Origin of the sequence: Salegentibacter sp. BDJ18 (assembly GCF_017579965.1) — a bacterium.
GTDB lineage: Bacteria > Bacteroidota > Bacteroidia > Flavobacteriales > Flavobacteriaceae > Salegentibacter.
Window position 1 is genome coordinate 258,631 of sequence record NZ_JAFLQX010000003.1, and the last position, 21,706, is coordinate 280,336.

A 21,706-nucleotide genomic window follows, 5' to 3' on the forward strand; every position below is an offset into this window, starting at 1 on the left:
TTATCAATATTTTAGATCCTGAAATAAATTCAGGATGACGATATTAAGAACTTTTCAGGCAGTCTCTTTTTTATTTTTTTCTATTCTGCACCAATTTCAATTCTCCCTCTTCAAGTAAATAGCCTTTTTCAGCTTTATACAGAATTTCCTCATCATCGTCTGAGTAGGCCTCTAGTAGCCTGTACTCTCCATTCATTTCAGCTTCGAGGCGTTTTACCTTTTCGGCATCATTACAGGTTTTTCCTATTATCTTATAATCTTCATTTTCATATTTTGTGAGAGTACCAATCACTTTTAAAGGCAAAAGTTCTTCCAAATATTTTGTGTAGACCTCGAATCCGCCGGTAACTATATACACTTTTATACCAGCTTTATCTTTTTCTTTAATATCGGTGAGCATATCCTCTCTAAAATGTTCGGGAAATTCAATATTCCAAAATTGCTTAGCGTACTTTTTTACCTTTTCAGGTGAAAGCTTATTCAAATAATCATAGAAATTTTCTTTAAAATAAGTTTTACTGGTTATATGAAGCTTTCCCAACACATGCAGCCAGCCAATTTGAAAGAGATGCAATAACTTATAGCCTTTTTTATAGCAAATGAATTTAAAAAATTCATCTTTAGACGATTTTTTATACAAAGTTTGATTAAGGTCGTAAACTATAATTTCCTGCATTTTCGTAATGTTAGACTTCTAAAGAAAGATACTAAGAATCATCTTTCTACCCCGAATTTTATCATTTTCTAAACAAGAAATTAACCAGATATGTAAAAGGCAATCTTTAAAAAAGTACTTCCTGAATCTTTTTTAATACAGTTTGTGGGGAAATAGTTCTAATAGCGTTCTCATAGCCTTCTGGAAACTTATTCCCGTAAACGGAAGTCGGGATTTTAGGGTATTGTGTAAGGTTGGGAAGTAAGCTATTTTCCGCCGGCTGATTAAAAGGTCTAAAACCGGCATAAGGGTGCGTAACACCCCAAATACTTATTACGGGAATTCCATACATCGCGGCCATATGTCCATTCCCACTGTCCATAGAAAGCATGGCATCCAGGTTTGAGATAAGTGCGAGTTCTTCTGCTAAAGTGAGTTTTCCGGCAATACTAAGGGTATTTTTAAATCTGGCGGCCCAGGTTTCCAGTTGTTGTTTTTCTTTATTTCCACCGCCAAAAAGCAAAATTTTAATCTTTGAATTTTCACTTAATTTCCCTAAAACTTCTTCCATTAAATCTGCCGGATAGGCCTTGGAATTGTGCTGGGCAAAAGGTGCAATGCCAAGCCATTTTTTAGGTTCTGTGCCAACCAGTGTTCTTATCTTTTCTGAAATTTTTCCTTTTTCAGGAAATTGGTGTGTTTTGAAGTCTAACGGATAACCTAAAGCGTCAAAAACATCGGCATAGCGCTGCACGGTGGGTTTTAATTGCTTAAAAACCTTATTGTTTTCAGTGGTTAAGGCCTTCTTTTCACTTCGGCCTTTATCAATTTGTTTTACCGGAATCCCAAACATATAGAACACCGATTTCAAGATATTGCTCCGCAAAACATCGTGAAGATCGGCTACTTTATCAATTCCCAGATCCCTTAAATCTTTGGCTAGTCGGCAGAGACCAAATACCCCACTATGCACTCCGTTAACATCGGCTTCATAAACTGAAACCCGCGGAATTCCTTTAAACATTGGTTCAAAAAACCCGCGGGTTAAAACCGTAACTTTTAAATGAGGATAAGTGGCGCTAAGCACCCGTAATACCGGTACCGTCATCGCCACATCGCCCATTGCCGATAAGCGAATAACCAAAATATGAGAAGCCCCCTCTGCCTGTGGAATCTCTCCTGAAAGGGGAGAATTTCTTTTATTAAAAGAGGTCTTCTTCTTCATTTTTAAACAATTTTAAGCGCTATTTTTTTCTTAAAACAGGATTTAACTCATCGTCATTATACATCTTCATTTGCCTGTAAACTTTCATAAACTTATTCCCGGCAGCAATATCTTCTAACAGTTGGTTTATCGCGGTAGAAAGGTCTACGCGTTGCTCCAGCAAAACATCAAGCTTAGCCTTGCATTTCATTTGGTGCTCCTGTGAGGCATCTTCCCTATTAGCCTCCTCGTCCATATGATAAATTTTTAACGCTAAAATTGAAAGCCTGTCTATAGCCCAGGCCGGGCTTTCAGAATTTATTGTAGCATCTTCATTTGGCTTAACGTCTTTAAATTTTTCCAAAAAATAACTATCAATATATTCCACAGTGTCCGTTCGGTCCTGATTAGACGCATCTATTTGGCGTTTTAGCGCCAGTGCATCTACAGGATCTATGTGCTTATCGCGAATAATATCTTCATAATGCCACTGCACTGTATCTATCCAGCATTTTCTGTATAATAAATGCTCAATCAACTCATTTTCGCTGTCGTACGGATTGGTAAACGGCTGTTCTACCGTATCTTTTTCGTGATATTTTTCTATTACTTCCTGAAAAATCTTATTTGCTTTATCTGAAAACATAAATTATTTTTTTTCTAAAATGTGTAAATATTCTGTTGTATTTATGGCCGTATGGTTTCGGTTTTCGGTTTTATCGGCTTTAAAACGCTGGTAATTTCTGGTTACCAGGTCGTAATTTCCAAAACGGCTCATTATTTTTTTTATTTCTGTTGAAGGCATTAAACCCTCGTTATTATAGCTGAAGAAAATATATTTGAAATTTGCATTTTCCAGCAAATCTTTAAAAGAATTTTCAACCTTTGTCCTGCTACAATAATTTGAACGATAATATTCTCGCAAACCGGTTTTACCCTGTGGTGCAAAGGTATCATATTTTGCGATGGTATTTAAAATATGGTAGTTCGCGCCGTACTGGCGTGCATTGTAGGGCGGATCTAAGTATAAAATATCCCCTTCAATTTCCTTAATTAATTGATTGGCATCTTTTTGGAAAACCCGGTGAGAATGTTCGGTTATTTCAAAGTTTGCCGGCCTAATTACCAATTCTTTTTGTGCAGAAAACTTTACTTTTTTTAAAAAAGCCCCGTAAACTGAAGCGGTATTAGCCACTTTATCGGCACTTTCCAATAATGAAGCTAAAAGGAAAAAATACTGGTTTTCCCCTATTTCATTATTTAATTTCCAATTTTCAATTTGCTGCCTAACCGCGTCAATTTTCCTACCGTTATTTTTAGAAAAATAAAGCCGGTTAGATTTTCCATTTTCGCTGTATTCTTCAAAGATAAAACCCGGTTTTCCTTCCAGCTTATTTAATTTAACAAGGAGGTCTTCAGTATCTAATTTTTGATGATTTTCAATATAATTTCTGAGTAAAACATAACTGTAATATTCTACATCGTTAGCAATAACAGATTTTACCGAAGTTTTAAAATTCCTGCCCACACTGCCTGTACCGGCAAAAAGATCGCAAAAAAACATTTGAGAAAGATCTTCGCCAACCACTTCTATTACCGTAGATTTTATAAAATCACCAAGCTTATGTTTAGAACCTATATAATTCATTTTACTGCCCAGATCACATCAGCTAAAGTGGTTTTTCCTTGCTGAAATTGGAATTCTTTTAGTTGTGAATTTTCAAAAATAGCAACATATTTTTCAATCACCTGCTTCAAGAAAGAAATTTCAGCCTTTAGTTTCCAGTGCTGTCCATCTTCAGCATAAACTATTAAGAATAATCGATTTTCAAGATGAAAACGGCTTTGTTTGCTTTGGTTTTTATATAACCAGGAAATCAAAGTTTCAGGATTATTTTTAGCAAATTCTAGGGAACGATTAAATGCTTTTGGGAAAACACTTGTTTTTAAATCGAAATCATTTCCGAAGAAATTAAAATCAATTTTTCGATTTCTGGGATTTTTATTTGGAATAACTTCTTTCATTTCGGCAAATATGTGCTCCACGGCCATGGCACTCCAGAAGTTGTACCAGCGGTTACTGCAATACTGGAAAAATTGCTTTTCATCTAACTTTTCCGTAGCGATAATTAAGGCAATTTGCTCATTTAATTTATCCCAACTTGAAGTGGAATAAACAAAGGAAGACAGCCTGTCCCAAGAATTATTTTGCTTACGAAACCAGCGATATTGGTATTTGCAGCGCTTTTTTAATTCGGTCTCAATTGCCGGTAAATTCATTTAAAAAATAAAAGGAATACACAAAGGCATTAAGATAAGCAAAACCAGCAAAACTTCCCGAAAGACTTTGTCTTCTCTTTGATCAAAATAAATAGAAGTGATTATACTAAGCGGTACAAAAAAGAATATAAGTTCACTACCATCTTTGGTAGGTGCAAAAATAGCAACCGCCACCGCGGTGAGTAAACTTAACAAAACCAGGTTTAGGGAAGGCTTCATGGAGACGCTTGCCTTGCTCACCACTGCAAAAAACTGGACAAGTGTCCAAAGTGCCAAAGTCAAAATAATACTTACGGGAATGAGAATTTCGAGGTTTTGATAATTGGAATAATCAAAATTACTCCACTCAAACCACTGCGAAAATGTATAAAACTGGTCGTAAGCGATAATATGAAAACCAAGCGTTAAAAGCGCTACAGCTAAAGCTGCAATTGGGGGAATTAGCCAGTTTTTAGGTTTTGGAAGATAATATAAGATCCCGGCATACACCACCACCAGGAATAGAATAGACCAGAAATAAAAAAGTGACGCGATACAAATCCAAAAAGTTGCATCAAAAACCTTTTTCTGCATTACTTTTTTAGATTTTAAACTAATAATTCTTCTAAAAGCCAGCAGCACTAATAAATTGGCAAATATTACCTGGTGATTTCTTAAAAGTGCAAAAAATGAAGCTGTGAAAATTACAAAAAACAAGATTTTATAGGCACTACGCTGGGTAAGTTCGTTTTTCTTGGCAATAAAGTTAAGGGTGAAAACACTTAAAATAAGTGATAATAAAACCGCCAGTTTTTCCAGGAAAAATAATAGGTTAAAATCTAAAAACCACTCCCTAAAATTAGCGATAATAAAAAATATAATGAGAAAAACGGTGATCGCAACCCCATTTACCGGTTTTGATTTGCCAAAAAAGCTTGTTAGCATTGTGGTTTTTTATATTTTTGTAATCTTAAATATACCAAAGTTAGTTATTGAACGCCTTCAAAGGTATTTTAATATCGCTTTGAAATAATTTGAACTTAAAATACATTAAAAATGTTAAGAGATATATTTGAAGGTATCGCCTATTTATTCGAGGAAATATTATTTGTTCCTTTAGATGCTTTAAGATCGCTGGAACTTGATTCCTGGTGGGCTGCAAACGCCTTAAACTTCATCTTTATTTTAGTTGGTTTGGCTGCTTTTGCTTATTGGATGAAGCAATTAAAGCACTACAACGAAGTTAATGATGAAGATCGCGACCCAACGGCACACTCGTTTTTAGGATAAATCAAAACCAAGATCTTTTCTATAATACATCTTATCGAAATGTAGCTTTTCTACATTTTGATAAGATTTTTTTAGTGCTTCTTTGTAATCTTTCCCAAAAGAAGTCACCGCAATCACCCTTCCACCACTGGTTACTACTTTATCGCCTTCAAATTTGGTTCCCGCGTGGAAAACTATGGAATCTTCAACTTTATTAAACCCTGTGATTTCTTTAGATTTTTCGTAAGCTTCAGGATAACCGCCAGAGACCAACATTACTGTTGTGGCTGCGCGTTCATCTATTTCTAAAGAAATTTCGTTTAATTTTTCTTCAGAAATTTTTTTAAAAATCTCTACTAAATCTGATTTGATACGTGGAAGAACAACTTCAGTTTCCGGGTCACCCATGCGCACATTATATTCTATAACATAAGGTTCGTTTTTCACCATAATTAAACCGATAAAAACAAAACCTTTATAGTCTATATCTTCTTTCTGCAAACCATTAACCGTTGGTTTTACGATGCGTTCTTCAATTTTCTGCATCAATTCATCATCTACAAAGGGAACGGGAGAAATAGCGCCCATTCCGCCGGTATTTAGACCGGTGTCTCCTTCTCCTATTCGTTTGTAATCTTTGGCGGTTGGTAAGATTTTATAGTTTTTCCCGTCAGTAAGAACAAAAACGCTTAATTCAATTCCGTCTAAAAATTCTTCGATGACCACTTTGGTGCTGGCGGCTCCAAATTTCTTTTCGGCCAGCATATTTTGAAGTTCCTGTTTAGCCTCTTCCAGATCATTAATAATTAAAACCCCTTTTCCGGCTGCGAGTCCATCGGCTTTTAAAACGTACGGCGGATTTAAAGTTTCCAAAAATTCTTTTCCGGCTTCAAGGCTTTTTTCGGTAAAACTCTCGTAGGCCGCGGTTGGAATTTTATGCATCGCCATAAACTCCTTTGCACGCTCTTTACTGCCTTCTAAAAGCGCCCCTCGTTTAGATGGGCCAATAACTTTTACGTTGTTTAGCGCATCATCTTCAGCAAAGAAATCGGTGATGCCTTCTACCAAAGGATCTTCGGGACCTACTACCAGCATATCAATTTCTTCCTTCAGCACAAAATCTTTAATCGCTTTAAAATCGGTTACTTTTAGATCAATGTTTTCTGCAATTTCAGCGGTTCCCGCGTTACCCGGTGCCACAAAAAGTTGAGAACATTTTGGGCTTTGAGCCAGTTTGTAAGCAAATGTATGTTCGCGTCCGCCGGCGCCGAGAATTAAAATTTTCATCCTGAAGTCATTTTAGTTATGCACCAAAAATAATTGTTTGTAAATTGAAGCACCAATTATTTCTTATAAAAAAGCTTTTTCGCCCTTGGACTGGTTTAAACTTTCGTTGCAGCTTAATAAATTTCCCATAAACCGGGCGCAAAAAGTACTACAGGAAATACAGAAAATTCCCGCAGCAAATTATGAAGATTACCTTAGTGAAAAACGCCGGGAAATAGTTGAATATCACTTAAATAACAATCATTTTTATAAAAATTTCTTCGGAAAAAGTTCCTTTTCTAATTGGAACGAAGTGCCGGTAATGGCCAAAACCGATTTACAGCAAAAACTTGAAAACCGCCTGAGCAAAGGTTTTTCAAAATCTACCGCTTATATTGGAAAAACCTCGGGCAGCAGCGGTACGCCCTTTATTTTCGCCAAAGATAAATTTGCCCACGCACTTAGTTGGGCGGGATTTCAGGATCGTTACCAATGGCACGATATTGATCTCAACAAATCTTTACAGGCCAGGTTTTATGGAATTCCACTAGATTTCTACGGAAATATCCAGGAACGAATTAAAGACCGAATTAGTCTACGGCGAAGATTCCCCATTTTTGACCTGAGCGAGAAGAAAATGGAAAAATTTCTGAAGCGTTTTCAAAAATCAAACTTTAGCTATATAAACGGGTACACCAGCGCAGTCTTGCTTTTCGCAAAATTTCTTAAAAACAAAAACCTAATTTTAAAAGAAGTTTGCCCCAATTTAAAACTTTCTATAGTCACTTCTGAAAGGTTATTTGAAGAAGATAAAAAACTGATGGAAGCAGTTTTTGGAGTTCCTGTAGTAAACGAATATGGCGCCAGTGAAGTTGGCCTCATAGCGTTTGAAAATAAGGAAAATGAATGGAGAGTAAATTCAGAAGATCTTTTTGTTGAAATTCTTGATAAGAATAACAATCCTGTACTAAATGGCACTGAAGGCCGAATTGTAATTACTTCCTTGTATAATAAAGCTCATCCAATGATTAGATACGATATTGGTGATACCGGCGTACTTTCAGAAAAAAGCACCTTGAAAAAGCCAATTCTTGAGAAATTAATTGGGCGAACAAATGATATCGCTACCCTTCCCGATGGGAAAGTGGTGCCGGGACTTACTTTTTATTATGTAACCAAAAGCATTATTGAGGATAATGGCAGTATCAAGGAGTTTGTGATTAATCAAAATACCCAGGATTCTTTTAAAATTGAGTATGTGAGTCAAATTGATTTTTCTGAAAACCAAAAGCAAAAAATTTTAATGGCCATTGAAACCTACGTGGGTAAAAATCTAAAGGTGATTTTTGAAAGAAAGGATAAACTTACCCGTAGTAAAAGCGGGAAATTAAAGCAGTTTACTTCAGATTTGTAGCATTTCCTGGTAAAAACTCCCCCGGTTTTTCGGCCACGAATTCAGGAATATATTTATAAAAAGCTCCCCTACTTATAAAGGAGGGAATGAATTTAACGAAGCTGAAGAAAAGGGTGGTTGGCCAAAACATAAATCCTGAAATAAATTCAGGATGACGTAAATTATTCTAAATCTTTTTTACCTGTTTAGGCTTAACAAAGAAATGTTCCTTTAGAAAAACCAGCATATAACTAAGGCTTTTAGGGAAACTAAAACCTAAAAACTTGTGATAAATGTTGAAATTATATTTAAGCATCTCAACTTTATTTCCTGAAATAGAGCCTTTTCTAACCCGGTATTTTGCTAAACACTTTTGAATTCCTACCGCCGGCCCACCTTTTTCAACAGCTTCCAGCCAAAGTGCCCAATCCTGCCTTTTCCTTATTTCGGGAGCGTAGATCTTTCCTAGTTTTTTAGCGTTATAAATCCCGGTGAGGTTGCCCAGGTAATTTGATTTAAGCAATTTTTGATAGGTTAAAACGGGCAGTGCTTCTATAATTTCGTTTCTGGAATTTCCATTTTCATCTATTTGTAAATAACTGGAGAAACAAACCGCAACATCTTGATGCTGCATCATTTTAAGCTGAATTTCCAGCTTTCCCGGTTTCCATTGGTCATCTGCATCCAAAAAAGCGATAAAATCGCCCTGAGCGGCTTTAATTCCTTTATTTCGACTTATTCCTGTGCCGAAATTGTTTTGATTTTGAAGTATTTTAATTCGGAAATCTTGCTTTGCTAATTTTTCAGCTTTAGAAATCGTAGTATCTGTTGAGGCATCATCGATAATAAACAATTCCCAGTTGGAGTAGGTTTGAACAATTACAGAATTTACCGCAGCTTCAATAAAATTTTCCGCATTAAAAGCGGGCATAATTACGGAAACCAGGGGATTCTCCATATCTTGCTTATCGCCTTATATGATTGGAAAAATCTTTGTGCTCGCTTTTCTCTAATTCTTCCGGACTTAGATTTTTAAAATAATTGTAAGTTATTTTCATTCCTTCAGTTCGAGAAACTTTTGGCTCCCAGCCTAAAACCTCTTTTGCCCGACGAATATCTGGCTGTCTTTTTAAAGGATCGTCTTCGGGAAGTTCTTTATAAACCACTTTTTGCTCGGTTCCGGTAAGTTTCAGAATTTCTTCGGCAAAATCTTTAATAGTGATTTCATCTGGATTTCCAATATTTACAGGATCGGGATAATCGCTTAATAATAGGCGATAAATTCCTTCTATTTGGTCGTCTACATAACAAAAAGAACGAGTTTGTAAACCATCGCCAAAAATGGTAAGATCTTCGCCACGTAAGGCCTGCCCAATAAAAGCAGGAATTACCCGCCCATCGTTTAAACGCATCCTGGGACCATACGTGTTAAAAATACGCGCAATCCTGGTTTCTAAACCGTGAAAACGGTGATACGCCATGGTGATAGATTCCTGAAATCGCTTTGCTTCATCATAAACCCCACGCGGTCCAATGGTATTTACATTACCATAATATTCCTCGCTTTGCGGATGCACCTGCGGGTCTCCATAAACTTCGGAAGTTGATGCGATTAAAATCCTGGCATTTTTTTCTTTTGCCAACCCAAGACAATGCAAAGTCCCCACCGAACCAACTTTTAAGGTTTGAATGGGAATCTTTAAATAATCTATGGGGCTTGCGGGAGAAGCAAAATGCAAAATATAATCTAACTCGCCGGGAACGTGGATAAATTTGGTAATATCGTGATGAAAAAATTCAAAATTATCCAGTTTAAAAAGATGCTCAATATTCTTTAGATCTCCAGTAATAAGGTTATCCATCGCAATAACTTCATATCCTTCTTTAATAAACCTATCGCATAAATGAGAGCCTAAAAAGCCGGCAGCACCGGTAATGAGTATTCTTTTTGCCATTCCTGAAGTTTGGTGCGAAAATTACTTAAATTTTATGAGATTTACGAAAGGATGAGGCTTTTAAGACTCATCTTCCATTCGGGAATTTTCTTATGAAATTTCTCCTGAACTTTAGTTTTATCTAACACGCTATATTCCGGTCTTGTGGCAATAGTTTTAAAATTGTTGCTTTCGTTTAACCGAATTTCTTCTGAATTTCCTGTAAATTCTAAAATTGCTTTTGCAAAACTATACCAGGTAGCTTCGCCTATATTGCTGAAATGATACAAGCCAAAATCTTTATTTTCTGAAGCGATAATTTCCAGAACAAATTTAGCCAGATCATTAGCATTTGTTGGGGTTCCGGTTTGAGAAGTGGTGATATTTAATTCAGCTTTTTCGTCTATTTTTCGAAGGATAGTTTTATAAAAATTATGACCAAATTCTGAATACAGCCACGAAGTCCTTAAAATAAAATGTTCTTTTAAAACCTCAGCGATTAACTGTTCTCCCTTTAATTTTGAAGCGCCATAAACGTTAATAGGATTTGTCTTATCGGTTTCTATATAAGGTTTTTCAGCTTTCCCGTCGAAAACATAATCGGTGGAAAAATGAACTAATTTCGCTTGATTTTCATTACAAAGCTCAGCGAGATGTTTGGCAGCTTCAGCATTAATTTTAAAAGCTTTCTCTTCTTCAGATTCGGCTTTTTCTACGTTCGTGTAAGCCGCGCAGTTAATAACCCAATCAAAATTCCCTTCAGCAAAAAGTTTCTGTAATTTCGATTTATTGGTAATATCAGCTTCAGAAGAAGATTTAAAAACGAAATTGAAATCAGGATAATTCCCTGAAATCTTTTTAAAACAAGCTCCTAATTGTCCATTGGCACCGGTAACGAGAATATTTTTCATTTAAAAATCTCTTTTAATCGCGGTTGTTTTAAATCTTTATCTGAGATTATCATATCTTCTTCGGGAAAGCCCCAGTCTATTGCCAAATCGGGGTCGTTAAAAATAACACCTGCTTCGTAACCCGGATAATAATATTCGTCACATTTATAAGCAAAAACCGAAGTTTCAGACAGGGTTACAAAGCCGTGCCCAAATCCTTTTGGAATATAGAGCTGATATAAATTCTCATCGTCAAGAATTATTTTGAAACTTTGTTTAAAAGTAGGCGATTCTGGCCGTAAATCTACCACCACATCCAGCACTTTGCCATAAATAGCGCGCACCAACTTGGTTTGTGCCAATTCCCCGGTTTGATAATGCAACCCGCGCAAAACACCTTTTTTTGAAATAGATTGATTATCCTGAACAAATTCCTTTTCTATCCCGGTTAACTCTATAAATTTCTTCTTGTGATAGCTCTCCAGAAAAAGGCCTCGTTTATCCCGAAAAATATCGGGTTTTATAATAAAACAATCTTTTAAAGGTGATTCTTCAACTTTCATAAACTAAGATTTAAAGATTTGTTCCAGGATTTTTTCAGTAATTAAATAAGTGGGTTTTACCCCGGTAGTTCCAAGCCCACCTGATGCCAGGGTGCTACCGGTTTCCAACGGATTATCTGAGGCGTAATAGGCATATCTAACTTTAACTTCGCTATCTATGCTTCCGCGTAATTTGGAAGCCGCCTGTATGGCTTTTTGGTAATGTGCGCCCTCCATCTCAAGCCCGCTAACATTCCAGGTAGAATCGTGGAAAAATTTAAGAATATCCCGGTTTTGAAGCGATGTTCCCAAAACGGTGATCATAGCACCGTCTACAATATCAATTCCGCTGCCTTCAAGATCGGCCGGACTAAGTTCATTTTTAAACGGATAATTATCTGCAGTGCCTTCAAATAAATGCGCAGAAGGAATCATAATATCTCCTTTTCCGCCTTCCAGGATACCGGCTTTTCCCATAATGGAGATAGATTCTACGTTCATTTTTATCTCATTTCCTTCAAAATTGTATGGTTTCAGCAGTTCATCCATAGTTTCATAAGCCTGCTCACCAAAAGCATAGTCCATCACTATAATTACCGGAGCTTCTTCTTCGGTTTTAATATCCCAGCTTCCGTATTTACCGTTTAGTTTAGCCGTATCAAAGATTTGCACATCTATATTGGTTCCGCTTTTATCATCTAAAAACGTCATCCCATTATCTAAAGCCGATTTCATTACTTTGCTGCGTAAATCGCCGTTGGCAGTATTACTAAGCAATTCGTATATCTCCAGTGGTTTTTTCTTTTTAAGTTCGGTTTTTAAAGCTGAAGGCGTATAAAGCGTGTTCATTACACTGTGCATATTCGCACTAATAATGTGTAAAGGGCGGTGCATTAAATTCTCTTTTATGAGATGTTGCTTAATATTATCGGCCCAAATTTCTCCATGAATATGGTGCCCTAAGCGCTCTCTTAAAACGGGACTAAAAGTAATAATCCTTTTATCGTTATTTATGGTTTCAGCAATAGCGAGTTTCCCTAACCAATAGATTATATTTAAGAAACGTTCTGGATTTCCCGGTAATGAGAATTTTGGATAAATATCCTGAACTTCAAAGAAAGTTCGGCCTAAAATATTGGCGGTGTGAGTTAAAGCAATTTCGCGTTGTGCCTGGTCTAAAGGTTCTTCCTGTAAAACAGCTTTTTCCAGTTTTTGCCAATCTCTGGTAACACTACCTTCTTCATCTATAATTACGCGACGCATTATTTTATGAGACTCTACAAACAGAAAAGTAAGGTGTGTAAGAATATCATAGATTTCAGAACGGCCCCGGGTTATTTCAATATTCATTTGCTCATCGTCTATCCTATAGCAGTTACGCCGGCGTTTTGGCGGAACAATAGGCTTAAAATGCGAATTCCCATAGCCTTCATCACTGGTAAGGTTTATAAACCTACATTCTTCAATTCCTTTTGGTAAACGGTCTATCACATAAAGTAATCCGCTTAATTCAGCTTTATCATCGGCTATAGAGCCATAAATTTCGGGGCGAAGTATAAGTAAAGCTTCTCTTAAAGTCTCTCCCGAAACGCCCATAGGTTTATAAAAACCACGATTAAAAAGGTGGCGCATTGTAATATACATACGCTCTATCGCGTGGGTACTCTCCTGGGCGCGGGTACGGCCTAGTAATTTTAGGTTTATCATTTTTTTGTTATGCTTTTATAATTTTTTCCAGGACTTCAGCAATTTTACGATCGTTGGAAAGTCGTGGCAGTTTATTTTGTCCGCCCAATTTTCCAATAGATTTCATATACTGCTGAAAACCATTTTCTGGAACTTTTGATATTTTTAATGGCTGAAGAATTTTTCCTTCAATAAGATCAAAATAGTAAGAATTTTGCTGCTGAAGACTTTTATCCAAAATTTTACTGAATTTAGATAAATCTTCAGGCTCTTTTTCAAATTCTACAAACCATTCGTGGTAAGGTAATTCTTCATTCTCTGGGGTAATTTGCGGTGCCACGGTAAACTCGCTAATTCTTGCACTTGTTGCCGCAGTGGCTTCCTGAATAGCTTCTTCTACCTCCTTGGCAATAACGTGCTCTCCAAAGGCCGAAATAAAATGTTTAATCCTGCCTGAAACAATTACCCGGTAAGGCTTTGTGCTTGTAAACTGCACTGTATCGCCAATATTATAGGCCCAAAGACCGGCATTTGAAGAAACCAATATTACATAATTTACACCGGTTTCTACCTCGCCAATAGTAAGCCGTTTTGGGTTTTCTTCAAAGAATTCATCGGCTTTTATAAACTCGTAGAACATTCCTGAATTCAATTGCAGCAACATTCCTTTTTCGGTTTGCTTATCCTGAAAAGCGAAAAACCCTTCTGAAGCCGGGTAAAGTTCAATGCTATCTACTTTTCTACCAATTAGGTTTTCAAATTTTGAACGGTAAGGTTCATAATTTACGCCGCCATAAATAAACAGATCGAAATTAGGAAAAAGCTCCCCTACTTTCTTTCCGGTTTTTTGTTGAAGTCTCTCAAAATACATTTGTACCCAGGAAGGAATCCCGCTAATAACGCTCATATTTTCGTTTCGGGTTTCTTCTACAATGGCATCTACCTTGGTTTCCCAATCCCCAATACAATTGGTTTCCCAACTGGGCATTCTATTTTTTTGAAGATAGGAAGGCACGTAATGTGCCACGATTCCCGATAAACGACCTAATTTTACTCCATTTTTTTCATCCATTTCCGGACTTCCCTGGAGGAAGATCATTTTTCCATCTACAAATTTTGCATTTCCGGTTTCAGCGATATAACATAAAATCGCATTTCGGGCCGCGTTAATATGCGATGGCATAGAATCTTTAGTGAGCGGAATATACTTAGCACCACTGGTAGTACCAGAAGTTTTTGCGTAGTATAAAGGTTTACCCGGCCATAATATATCTTCTTCGCCGGCTACCATTTTATCTACATAAAAGCGCAATTCTTCGTAATCGCGAATTGGTACATTTTGGATGAAATCTTTATAAGTTTTGATGTTCTTAAAATCGTGATCTTTGCCAAACTGCGTGTCTTTGCCTTTTTCAATAAGCTCCCTGAATACTTTTTGTTGGGTGGCTTCCGGTTGGGAAGCCCATTTATCTATTTTTTTGCGTATATAATTGGCAAAAATCTTTGCTCCAAACGACTTTAAAGACATAGGTTTTATTGAATTAATTGGTATTTTAAATTTCAGAAATACCTTTGGTGTTACAAAGGTCGTGATTTATTAATCAAAATCAATATAATCTGTAGGGTCTACGGGCACGGCTTCATTCCAAAGTTCAAAATGCAAATGTGGGCCGGTGGTGTATTCTCCGGTAGATCCTGCCGTGGCAATTACCTCTCCCCTTCTTACATTTTCACCCTGCTCTTTGGCTATAGATGCGTTATGTTTGTAAACCGACAATAAGCCATATTCGTGCTTAATAATTATCACATAACCGGTTTCTGTAGTCCATTCTGCAAAAATTACCCGCCCATCGGCAACCGATTTAACCGGAGTGTTTTTTGCAACTACAATATCTACTGCGTAATGTTTTTCTTTAGCATCATAAGCTTCAGAAATTGAACCTTTTACCGGCGGAAACAGAGAAAAGTCAATATTATCTGTAGCCGAGGGTAGAACATTGTATTTGTCTTCCTGCGCTACTTCTTCTCTTAACAGGGAATCTGCGCGGGAAGGTTCTATAGCTTCAATTTCCTGGCCCATTATAGGGTTTTCTACCATAGAATCTCTACTTAAACTGGAGGTATCTGCTTTCCCGGTAAGTACATTTTTAATTGAACTTAAATATTGATTATTCAGCTTTAAAACCTGCTGAAGGGAATCTGACTTATAAGCCAGCTCAGAAGCCTGTCTTTTTAATTGGGCCGAAGAATAGCCAGGTATATACTCTTTAAGCGGAGTAAAAGCAATTATAAAAGTAGTGGCAGCGATTAAAATTATTGCACTTAACGTGATTGTCACAAAAACATTGAGGCGGGTTAATTTAAAAGAAAGTTTCTCCTCAAAAGTATCTTCATTCAAAACTACCATTCGGTATTTATGAAGTAACTTTTTGGTGAATTTTTTTCTCTCTTTTTTATTTTCTGCCATATTACATTTACAAAGTTAAATTAAAATTTTTGCCTGTTCAGTGAAGTTCTCAAACTTAGGTCCAAATTGGATCTTTTTAGAGAGAAAAAATAAGATTTTCAATAAAATGGCCATCCCGTTTTATAATACCCCAAAACTAAAACTTAAATTTAAGCCATATTAACGTTGTAATTATTTAATTCTTGTTAAGTTTGTAATATCAAAATTATACGTTATGAATGCACTTATTTTACCATTAGCTATTGGTGCCCCGCAAATTATCTTAATTGTTGTGGTAATATTGCTACTATTTGGAGGTCGAAAAATTCCTGAATTGATGAGAGGTTTAGGTAGTGGAATTAAAGAATTTAAAGACGCTTCTAAAGACGAAAATGGCGAAAAGCCAGTTACTTCTGATGATAAGAACTTTTCAGAAGAAAAGAAATAGACAAATAACTACCTTATAATAAAAAGCCCGAATTTTAAAGTTCGGGCTTTTTATTTGTATTTTAATTTGTGCTATTCAATATCTGCAGATTGCAGGATAGCATCTATTTCAAACATATTATCACGTTTGCCTCTTGAGGGAGAAAAAACAAAACCTTCTACTACCAAATAGCGATTATTAGCTTCATCTTTAATTGCATAATTTAAGAATGGTCCCGCCATAAAAGCGCCTTTTACTTCCCAGGTTCCACGGGTTTCGTACGCGAATTTACCATCAATTTCAGTCTCAAAAAGATAAGGAGCGTAGGCTTCTTCGGTAATCATATGAGTTCCTTCGGTAGGGCCGGGAATATGGGCTTTTCCAATAGAATCGCGCATTTTTATAATATTTCCAATAGTATTGGTATCAGCTTCAATTTGACTGATGGGTACCTCGTAAATAAGAATTTCCATATTTCCTTTTGGTATTTCCTTTCTAATCCAAACAAAATCTTCTTCTTCTAACGCATATCTATAAGCCGATGGAAAATCTAAGGATAAACCGAATTTTTCTTCCAGCTTTCCATCTTTTTTAAGCGATTTTTTCATTCGGCGTTGCTTCTCCTTCATTTCAGTTTCTTTAAAGGCAGAAACCATTTTCTCTGAACTTTCATTAATTATATGAATTAGTTCTTCTTCGCTTTCACCAGAGATTATTGCACCGGTTTGTGGCCGGGCATAAAGATCTTTAATAATTCTGGCTTCAGCTTCTTTCCCTTCCTGGACGGAAATAAAAGAACGATTTTTTCTAACAAATCCGCTAAAGGTTTCTGGCGGTATCTGGCTTAAAGAAAACAAAGGTTCTTCCTGGGGCAAACCTTCTACCGTAGCTGCAAAATTATCTCTAATGGCTTCGCCTACCGGGCCTTCCCATAATTCGTTCTCAATAATCAGGGTAATTTGATTAATATTTCCGGAAGAGTCTGAAAGGATACGTTCTTCTGTTTTATCGCCGTTTTCGTTACATGAAACGAGAAAAACTAAACTGAATAGAAGGAATAATGTTTTTTTCATTTTTATTAGTTTGGTTTGAAATGATTAACCCTTGGAAAGTTTAAGTTCCATCCCGGGTTTTAGGCTGTTATTACCCATATCATTCCAAGCCCTCAAATTCTGTACCGTAACTCCCGGAAACTTACGGGAAATACTCCAAAGTGAATCTCCTTTCTTCACGGTATAGGTTTTTTCCTTATTGTTTTGGCTACTTGCCGTAGATGTATTTTGAGCTTCTGTACCGGGTTTTCGCGGATAAATAGTAAGATATTGCCCTATTCTTAAATTATTGCCTCTTAGATTATTCCAGCGCTTAATACTGCTTACTCCTACCCCGTAACGTTCAGCAATTTTTCCTAAATAATCACCACTTTTTACACGATACCTTATTTGTTCATCTGCTTTTACAAACTCAGGAAAAGCGGCTGCTTTATTTTTAATATCTTCTTCGGCAAAATTATAAATAGCAGCTTCATTACTTACAAAAGCACCGCTTACGGTGGCCGGAAGCCTTAGCATATAATTTTCATCTTCTACAAATGGAATAACATCCAGTTTGTAACTGGGATTTAAAAACTGTAGCATTTCTTTTTCTACTCCGGTAACCTTAGAAATTTGATCGAAGGTGATCAACTTTTTCACTTTTATGGTGTCGGTTTCAAAAAAGGCAATGTCCGGCCCTTGCGGCTGAAAGTTGTGTTCATCGGCATACTCAAAAAGGTAAAGTGTAGCGAGGAAAGCAGGAACGTATCCTGCAGTTTCACGTGGTAAAAATCGTCTTAACTCCCAGTAATTGTTAGAGCCACCACTACGTCTAATTGCTTTTGAAACATTTCCCGGACCAGAATTATAGGAGGCGAGCACCAAATCCCAGTCTTCAAAAGATCGATATAGGTTTGCCAGGTATTTTGCAGCGGCTTCCGTAGACATTTGAGGATCCATACGATCATCTACATAGCTACTTACATCAAGTCCGTGAGCTTTTCCTGTTCTATACATAAATTGCCAAAGGCCCGTAGCACCCACCCAGGATTTTGCTCTTGGGTTTAAAGCCGATTCTACGATGGCCAGGTATTTTATCTCCAGCGGAATATCATAACGATCCAGCTGCTGTTCAAACATTGGGAAATAGTATTCACTTAACGCCATAAGACGCTCCATAGCCTTCTTATTGCGTTTTAAATAGGAATTAATAACACTTTCCAGTACGGGATGGTATTCTACGTTAAACGGCGTGCGAGCATTTAATTTCGCTAACCTGGCTTTTAAAGTATCGGTGGGAAGTTCTTTGTTTACTTCATTTTCATAATCCTGTTCCCTGATGCTTTTATACATCTCGTCAAAAAGATCTGAATTGGTAAGCTGTGCTTTCCAAACAGAATCAATTTTGGCTGCGCGGGGAAGATCTTCTAACGAAACCGCAGAAGAATCCCTGATCACAGCCGAAATTGGTAACTTATTTTTGAACTCCGGGTCGGGATGAGCAAGAATAATTTCATTGCTATCTACCTTCTGGAAGATCTGCACCCTAAAATTAGCTTTCTCTACCTGCTTCCCCTTCTCCTCTTCCTGCGCCTGAAGGCTAATCCCAAAAAGGAATACAAGAGATAAAATTATATACCTGCCCATAATTATTCAATATTTAAAAAAGAACGTAAAATCTTAGATTTTAGTACGTTTTATTTCCCTATTGCCTCAATACCGGGCAATGATTTTCCTTCTAACATTTCTAACATAGCACCACCGCCTGTAGAAACATAGCTTACTTTATCTTCAAAACCGAATTTTTTAACCGCGGCTACAGAATCTCCACCTCCTACTAAAGAGAAAGCACCATTTTGGGTAGCTTCAGCAATAGAATTTCCTAAAGCAATAGTTCCTTTTGAGAATTTATCCATTTCAAATACACCAAGCGGCCCATTCCAAAGAATAATTCTTGATTCCTGGATTACTGCATCAAAATTTTGGATACTTTCTGGCCCGGCATCAAGTCCCATCCAACCATCGGGAATTTCATTGATTTTAGCGGTATCTGTAGAAGCCTGTTCAGAAAAACTATCGGCAATTATAGAATCTACGGGAAGATGAACCTGTACATTCTTGGCTTCGGCTTTTTTAAGAATCTCCAGAGCTAATTCCTGTTTATCTTCTTCTACAAGAGAATTTCCTATTTTACCTCCCTTGGCAAGGATAAAAGTATAGGCCATTCCCCCACCAATAATTAAATGATCTACTTTATCAAGAATATTTTCAATTACGGTGATTTTAGACGAAACTTTAGCGCCACCTAAAACCGCAGTTACCGGCTTTTCTTTACTGTGAAGTACCTTATCAAGGTTTTTAATTTCTTTTTCCAATAAATATCCAAAGCATTTATCGTCAAAATATTTGGCAACAATAGTAGTAGATGCGTGAGCACGGTGTGCGGTACCAAAGGCATCGTTTACATAAATATCTCCAAGTTGCGAGAGTTGTTTTGCAAAATCTTCGTCCCCACCTTTTTCTTCCTTATGAAATCTAAGGTTTTCCAGTAATAAAATTTCACCTGGATGTAAATTATCGGCTGCAGTTTTAACTTCATCTCCAACACAATCGTTCACAAATTTGGGTTCTACCCCAATAACCTCTGCGACTTTTTTCACAATATGTTTTAAAGAATATTTTTCTTCTCTGCCTTCTGGCCTGCCAAGATGCGACATTAAAACAACGCTCCCACCATCTTCCAAAATTTTAAGAATAGTAGGCTTTGCAGCTTCAATTCTATTAGCATCAGTTACTTCCTGATCTTTATTTAATGGAACATTAAAATCTACTCTTATTAATGCCTGTTTGTCTTTAAAATTAAAATCGTTTAAAGTCTTCATTTTTCATTTCATTTTTTAGAACCAAAAATATGGTTTGGTTGATTAAGATTAAGCCCAATCGGCTTTTATTCAGCATACGCTATTTACAAATATAAATTTTTCCGAAGACATTAAAGTGTATATAAATTTTATATTTGCTTATGCTTTTTGAAGAAATAATAGGTTTACAGCATTTAAAGAAACATCTTACCACAACGGTAGATAATGGCCGTGTTCCCCACGCACAGTTGTTTGTAGGAAAAAGTGGTAGTGGTACTTTACCTCTGGCTATTGCTTACGCGCAATACATACTTTGCAAAAATAAGGAAGGAGAAAACAATTCTGGAAACAGCAATTGTAATGAACGATTTAAAAAATTGGCGCATCCCGATCTTCATTTTGCATTTCCAGTTGCTGCCAATCAAAAAATAAAAAAACATCCTGTTTCTTCCCACTTTTTAGAAGAATGGCGGGAATTTGTAAAAACCAATCCCTACGGAAGTTTATTTGAATGGTACCAAAAACTTGGAATAGAAAATAAACAAGGTCAAATTGGTGTAGACGAAGCCCAGGAAGTGGTTAAATCCCTTTCTCTAAAAGCTTATGAAGGCGGATTTAAAATAATGATCATTTGGATGGCCGAAAAGATGAATACTGCGGCAGCCAATAAATTATTGAAATTAATAGAAGAACCACCAAACAATACCCTTTTTCTTCTAGTGACCGAAGATGAAGAACAAATTATACAAACCATACGGTCTCGTTGTCAGAAACTACATTTCCCTCCTTTACCGGAAGATGAAATTGCCGCATTTTTAGAAAAAAATGAAAACTGCAGTAAACCTGAGGCTTTAAAAATTGCCCACCAGGCCAATGGTAGTTATACCCGCGCATTACATTTATTACAAAAAAATAGCGGAGATCAGCAATTTGAAACCTGGTTTATCAATTGGGTACGTAGTGCATTTAAAGCCAAAGGAAATAGATCTACAGTTCTTGAACTTATTGCCTGGAGCGAAGAAATTGCAGGAATGGGAAGGGAATCTCAAAAGAGCTTTTTACTGTATTGCATAGACTTTTTCCGACAGGCTTTAATGCTGAATTATAAAGCCGAAAAGCTAGTCTATCTTGAACCGGCAACGCCGGGATTTAAACTGGAAAAATTTGCCCCGTTCGTGCACGGAAATAATATAAAAGATATTATAGAAGCTCTTGAAGAAGCCATTTATCATATTGAAAGAAACGGAAATGCAAAAATTATACTCACCGATCTTTCTATAAGACTAACCCGATATTTACATAAAAAAGCCGCTTAAAATTATGGAGAACCTTTACACGAATATTACCGAACTTCTTATTCTTTTATTTATTCTAATTACATTTTTGCAATCTGGGATAGATAAAGCTGCAGATTGGAAAGGAAATACCGGTTGGTTAAAAGAGCATTTTTCAGGAACATTTCTTGCCGGGCAGGTGCCACTTATGGTGGGAATAATAATGATAATTGAAATCATTACAGGTTTTGCCACTATCCCGGGAATAATTTGGCTAATCGCTTATAACGACCCTACAATAGCGTTTTACGCTTGCATCCTGGCCGCTATCACCCTTTTAATGTTATTATTCGGACAAAGAATTGCTAAAGATTACGCCGGAGCTTTCACATTAACCGGCTACTTTATCGTAGTGATCTTTGGAGTTTACTTAATGTCTTAAAATAGAAAAAGGCCTGAGAAGTTTTCCTTTCGTCAAGCTGAACTGGTTTCAGCTTCTAAGCTAATTTGAACCTAGATCCTGAAATAAATTCAGGATGACGTTTATAGAAAACTTCTCAGACCTC

Annotated in this window: 22 protein-coding genes; 5 read left to right on the forward strand and 17 right to left on the reverse strand. The window is 36.6% G+C overall.

All coding sequences use genetic code 11. From position 1 onward, the window contains the following. Positions 1–70: 70 nt before the first annotated feature. From J0871_RS03700 to J0871_RS03725, 6 genes are all read right to left on the reverse strand, one after another. Positions 71–676: an HAD family hydrolase gene (locus J0871_RS03700; RefSeq protein ID WP_093304771.1), complete on the reverse strand. Its 606-nt coding sequence runs from the start codon at positions 674–676 to the stop codon at positions 71–73. Between the two features lie 106 nt (positions 677–782). After that, complete coding sequence (locus J0871_RS03705; protein ID WP_208223522.1) at positions 783–1,880, reverse strand: glycosyltransferase family 9 protein; 1,098 nt, start codon at positions 1,878–1,880, stop codon at positions 783–785. Between the two features lie 19 nt (positions 1,881–1,899). Continuing rightward, positions 1,900–2,505, reverse strand: a complete 606-nt coding sequence (locus J0871_RS03710; protein ID WP_208223523.1) for a DUF4254 domain-containing protein — start codon at positions 2,503–2,505, stop codon at positions 1,900–1,902. Between the two features lie 3 nt (positions 2,506–2,508). Beyond that, the gene (locus J0871_RS03715; RefSeq protein WP_208223525.1) at positions 2,509–3,507 is read right to left on the reverse strand and encodes a DNA adenine methylase; all 999 of its coding nucleotides are present in this window, start codon (positions 3,505–3,507) and stop codon (positions 2,509–2,511) included. Next, positions 3,504–4,139 carry a hypothetical protein gene (locus J0871_RS03720; protein WP_208223527.1) on the reverse strand — a complete coding sequence of 212 codons (636 nt, stop codon included), beginning with the start codon at positions 4,137–4,139 and terminating at the stop codon, positions 3,504–3,506. Before J0871_RS03720 ends, J0871_RS03715 begins: the two co-directional genes overlap by 4 nt. After that, entirely contained in the window at positions 4,140–5,063 is a 924-nt protein-coding gene (locus tag J0871_RS03725) for a DUF6427 family protein (protein ID WP_208223529.1), read from the reverse strand. A 111-nt stretch (positions 5,064–5,174) separates the two neighbouring features. On the opposite strand from J0871_RS03725, the gene J0871_RS03730 reads away from it, so the two are divergent. Further along, positions 5,175–5,408, forward strand: coding sequence for a uracil phosphoribosyltransferase (locus J0871_RS03730; RefSeq protein ID WP_075325345.1), 234 nt, complete (start codon positions 5,175–5,177; stop codon positions 5,406–5,408). Here the strand turns inward: J0871_RS03730 and purD are convergent. Then, positions 5,400–6,674 carry a phosphoribosylamine--glycine ligase gene (purD, locus tag J0871_RS03735; RefSeq protein ID WP_208223531.1) on the reverse strand — a complete coding sequence of 425 codons (1,275 nt, stop codon included), beginning with the start codon at positions 6,672–6,674 and terminating at the stop codon, positions 5,400–5,402. The genes J0871_RS03730 and purD overlap by 9 nt on opposite strands. 85 nt (positions 6,675–6,759) lie before the next feature. On the opposite strand from purD, the gene J0871_RS03740 reads away from it, so the two are divergent. Then, entirely contained in the window at positions 6,760–8,067 is a 1,308-nt protein-coding gene (locus J0871_RS03740) for a phenylacetate--CoA ligase family protein (RefSeq protein ID WP_208223533.1), read from the forward strand. A gap of 166 nt (positions 8,068–8,233) precedes the next feature. On the opposite strand, the gene J0871_RS03745 is transcribed toward J0871_RS03740, so the two are convergent. The 7 genes from J0871_RS03745 to J0871_RS03775 form a co-directional block, all read right to left on the reverse strand. Next, positions 8,234–9,004 (reverse strand): glycosyltransferase family 2 protein, encoded by a 771-nt coding sequence (locus tag J0871_RS03745; RefSeq protein ID WP_208223535.1) that lies wholly within the window; start codon positions 9,002–9,004, stop codon positions 8,234–8,236. Between the two features lie 7 nt (positions 9,005–9,011). Beyond that, positions 9,012–10,001: a UDP-glucuronic acid decarboxylase family protein gene (locus J0871_RS03750; RefSeq protein WP_208223537.1), complete on the reverse strand. Its 990-nt coding sequence runs from the start codon at positions 9,999–10,001 to the stop codon at positions 9,012–9,014. 41 nt (positions 10,002–10,042) lie between these two features. Further along, on the reverse strand, positions 10,043–10,891 hold the full coding sequence (rfbD, locus tag J0871_RS03755; RefSeq protein ID WP_208223539.1) for a dTDP-4-dehydrorhamnose reductase: 849 nt from the start codon (positions 10,889–10,891) through the stop codon (positions 10,043–10,045). Then, a complete protein-coding gene (rfbC, locus tag J0871_RS03760) occupies positions 10,888–11,433 on the reverse strand; it encodes a dTDP-4-dehydrorhamnose 3,5-epimerase (protein ID WP_075325351.1) in 546 nt (181 codons plus the stop codon). Before rfbC ends, rfbD begins: the two co-directional genes overlap by 4 nt. 3 nt (positions 11,434–11,436) lie before the next feature. Continuing rightward, positions 11,437–13,119: a hypothetical protein gene (locus J0871_RS03765; RefSeq protein WP_075325352.1), complete on the reverse strand. Its 1,683-nt coding sequence runs from the start codon at positions 13,117–13,119 to the stop codon at positions 11,437–11,439. Positions 13,120–13,126: 7 nt separating this feature from the next. Then, positions 13,127–14,626, reverse strand: a complete 1,500-nt coding sequence (locus J0871_RS03770; RefSeq protein WP_208223540.1) for a GH3 auxin-responsive promoter family protein — start codon at positions 14,624–14,626, stop codon at positions 13,127–13,129. 69 nt (positions 14,627–14,695) lie between these two features. Beyond that, on the reverse strand, positions 14,696–15,565 hold the full coding sequence (locus tag J0871_RS03775; RefSeq protein WP_075325354.1) for a M23 family metallopeptidase: 870 nt from the start codon (positions 15,563–15,565) through the stop codon (positions 14,696–14,698). A 214-nt stretch (positions 15,566–15,779) separates the two neighbouring features. On the opposite strand from J0871_RS03775, the gene tatA reads away from it, so the two are divergent. Further along, entirely contained in the window at positions 15,780–15,992 is a 213-nt protein-coding gene (gene tatA, locus J0871_RS03780; protein ID WP_075325355.1) for a twin-arginine translocase TatA/TatE family subunit, read from the forward strand. A 71-nt stretch (positions 15,993–16,063) separates the two neighbouring features. On the opposite strand, the gene J0871_RS03785 is transcribed toward tatA, so the two are convergent. Genes J0871_RS03785 through J0871_RS03795 form a run of 3 tightly spaced genes read right to left on the reverse strand, consistent with a single transcriptional unit; the run spans position 16,064 to position 19,887 of the window. After that, positions 16,064–17,044, reverse strand: a complete 981-nt coding sequence (locus J0871_RS03785; protein WP_208223542.1) for a DUF4837 family protein — start codon at positions 17,042–17,044, stop codon at positions 16,064–16,066. Positions 17,045–17,068: 24 nt separating this feature from the next. Next, the gene (locus J0871_RS03790) at positions 17,069–18,652 is read right to left on the reverse strand and encodes a LysM peptidoglycan-binding domain-containing protein (protein WP_208223544.1); all 1,584 of its coding nucleotides are present in this window, start codon (positions 18,650–18,652) and stop codon (positions 17,069–17,071) included. Positions 18,653–18,702: 50 nt separating this feature from the next. Next, a complete protein-coding gene (locus J0871_RS03795) occupies positions 18,703–19,887 on the reverse strand; it encodes a phosphoglycerate kinase (RefSeq protein ID WP_075325358.1) in 1,185 nt (394 codons plus the stop codon). Between the two features lie 140 nt (positions 19,888–20,027). Between J0871_RS03795 and J0871_RS03800 the strand changes: the two genes are divergently transcribed. Continuing rightward, positions 20,028–21,182 carry a DNA polymerase III subunit delta' gene (locus J0871_RS03800; protein WP_208223546.1) on the forward strand — a complete coding sequence of 385 codons (1,155 nt, stop codon included), beginning with the start codon at positions 20,028–20,030 and terminating at the stop codon, positions 21,180–21,182. A gap of 4 nt (positions 21,183–21,186) precedes the next feature. Continuing rightward, positions 21,187–21,582 carry a DoxX family protein gene (locus J0871_RS03805; protein WP_208223548.1) on the forward strand — a complete coding sequence of 132 codons (396 nt, stop codon included), beginning with the start codon at positions 21,187–21,189 and terminating at the stop codon, positions 21,580–21,582. Positions 21,583–21,706 lie beyond the last annotated feature (124 nt).

Bases quoted from the DNA above. Each gene is read 5' to 3' on its own strand.
- J0871_RS03700 (WP_093304771.1), bottom strand. From the start codon at position 676: ATGCAGGAAATTATAGTTTACGACCTTAATCAAACTTTGTATAAAAAA.
- J0871_RS03705 (WP_208223522.1), bottom strand. From the start codon at position 1,880: ATGAAGAAGAAGACCTCTTTTAATAAAAGAAATTCTCCCCTTTCAGGA.
- J0871_RS03710 (WP_208223523.1), bottom strand. From the start codon at position 2,505: ATGTTTTCAGATAAAGCAAATAAGATTTTTCAGGAAGTAATAGAAAAA.
- J0871_RS03715 (WP_208223525.1), bottom strand. From the start codon at position 3,507: ATGAATTATATAGGTTCTAAACATAAGCTTGGTGATTTTATAAAATCT.
- J0871_RS03720 (WP_208223527.1), bottom strand. From the start codon at position 4,139: ATGAATTTACCGGCAATTGAGACCGAATTAAAAAAGCGCTGCAAATAC.
- J0871_RS03725 (WP_208223529.1), bottom strand. From the start codon at position 5,063: ATGCTAACAAGCTTTTTTGGCAAATCAAAACCGGTAAATGGGGTTGCG.
- J0871_RS03730 (WP_075325345.1), top strand. From the start codon at position 5,175: ATGTTAAGAGATATATTTGAAGGTATCGCCTATTTATTCGAGGAAATA.
- purD (WP_208223531.1), bottom strand. From the start codon at position 6,674: ATGAAAATTTTAATTCTCGGCGCCGGCGGACGCGAACATACATTTGCT.
- J0871_RS03745 (WP_208223535.1), bottom strand. From the start codon at position 9,004: ATGGAGAATCCCCTGGTTTCCGTAATTATGCCCGCTTTTAATGCGGAA.
- J0871_RS03750 (WP_208223537.1), bottom strand. From the start codon at position 10,001: ATGGCAAAAAGAATACTCATTACCGGTGCTGCCGGCTTTTTAGGCTCT.
- rfbD (WP_208223539.1), bottom strand. From the start codon at position 10,891: ATGAAAAATATTCTCGTTACCGGTGCCAATGGACAATTAGGAGCTTGT.
- rfbC (WP_075325351.1), bottom strand. From the start codon at position 11,433: ATGAAAGTTGAAGAATCACCTTTAAAAGATTGTTTTATTATAAAACCC.
- J0871_RS03765 (WP_075325352.1), bottom strand. From the start codon at position 13,119: ATGATAAACCTAAAATTACTAGGCCGTACCCGCGCCCAGGAGAGTACC.
- J0871_RS03770 (WP_208223540.1), bottom strand. From the start codon at position 14,626: ATGTCTTTAAAGTCGTTTGGAGCAAAGATTTTTGCCAATTATATACGC.
- J0871_RS03775 (WP_075325354.1), bottom strand. From the start codon at position 15,565: ATGGCAGAAAATAAAAAAGAGAGAAAAAAATTCACCAAAAAGTTACTT.
- tatA (WP_075325355.1), top strand. From the start codon at position 15,780: ATGAATGCACTTATTTTACCATTAGCTATTGGTGCCCCGCAAATTATC.
- J0871_RS03785 (WP_208223542.1), bottom strand. From the start codon at position 17,044: ATGAAAAAAACATTATTCCTTCTATTCAGTTTAGTTTTTCTCGTTTCA.
- J0871_RS03790 (WP_208223544.1), bottom strand. From the start codon at position 18,652: ATGGGCAGGTATATAATTTTATCTCTTGTATTCCTTTTTGGGATTAGC.
- J0871_RS03795 (WP_075325358.1), bottom strand. From the start codon at position 19,887: ATGAAGACTTTAAACGATTTTAATTTTAAAGACAAACAGGCATTAATA.
- J0871_RS03800 (WP_208223546.1), top strand. From the start codon at position 20,028: ATGCTTTTTGAAGAAATAATAGGTTTACAGCATTTAAAGAAACATCTT.
- J0871_RS03805 (WP_208223548.1), top strand. From the start codon at position 21,187: ATGGAGAACCTTTACACGAATATTACCGAACTTCTTATTCTTTTATTT.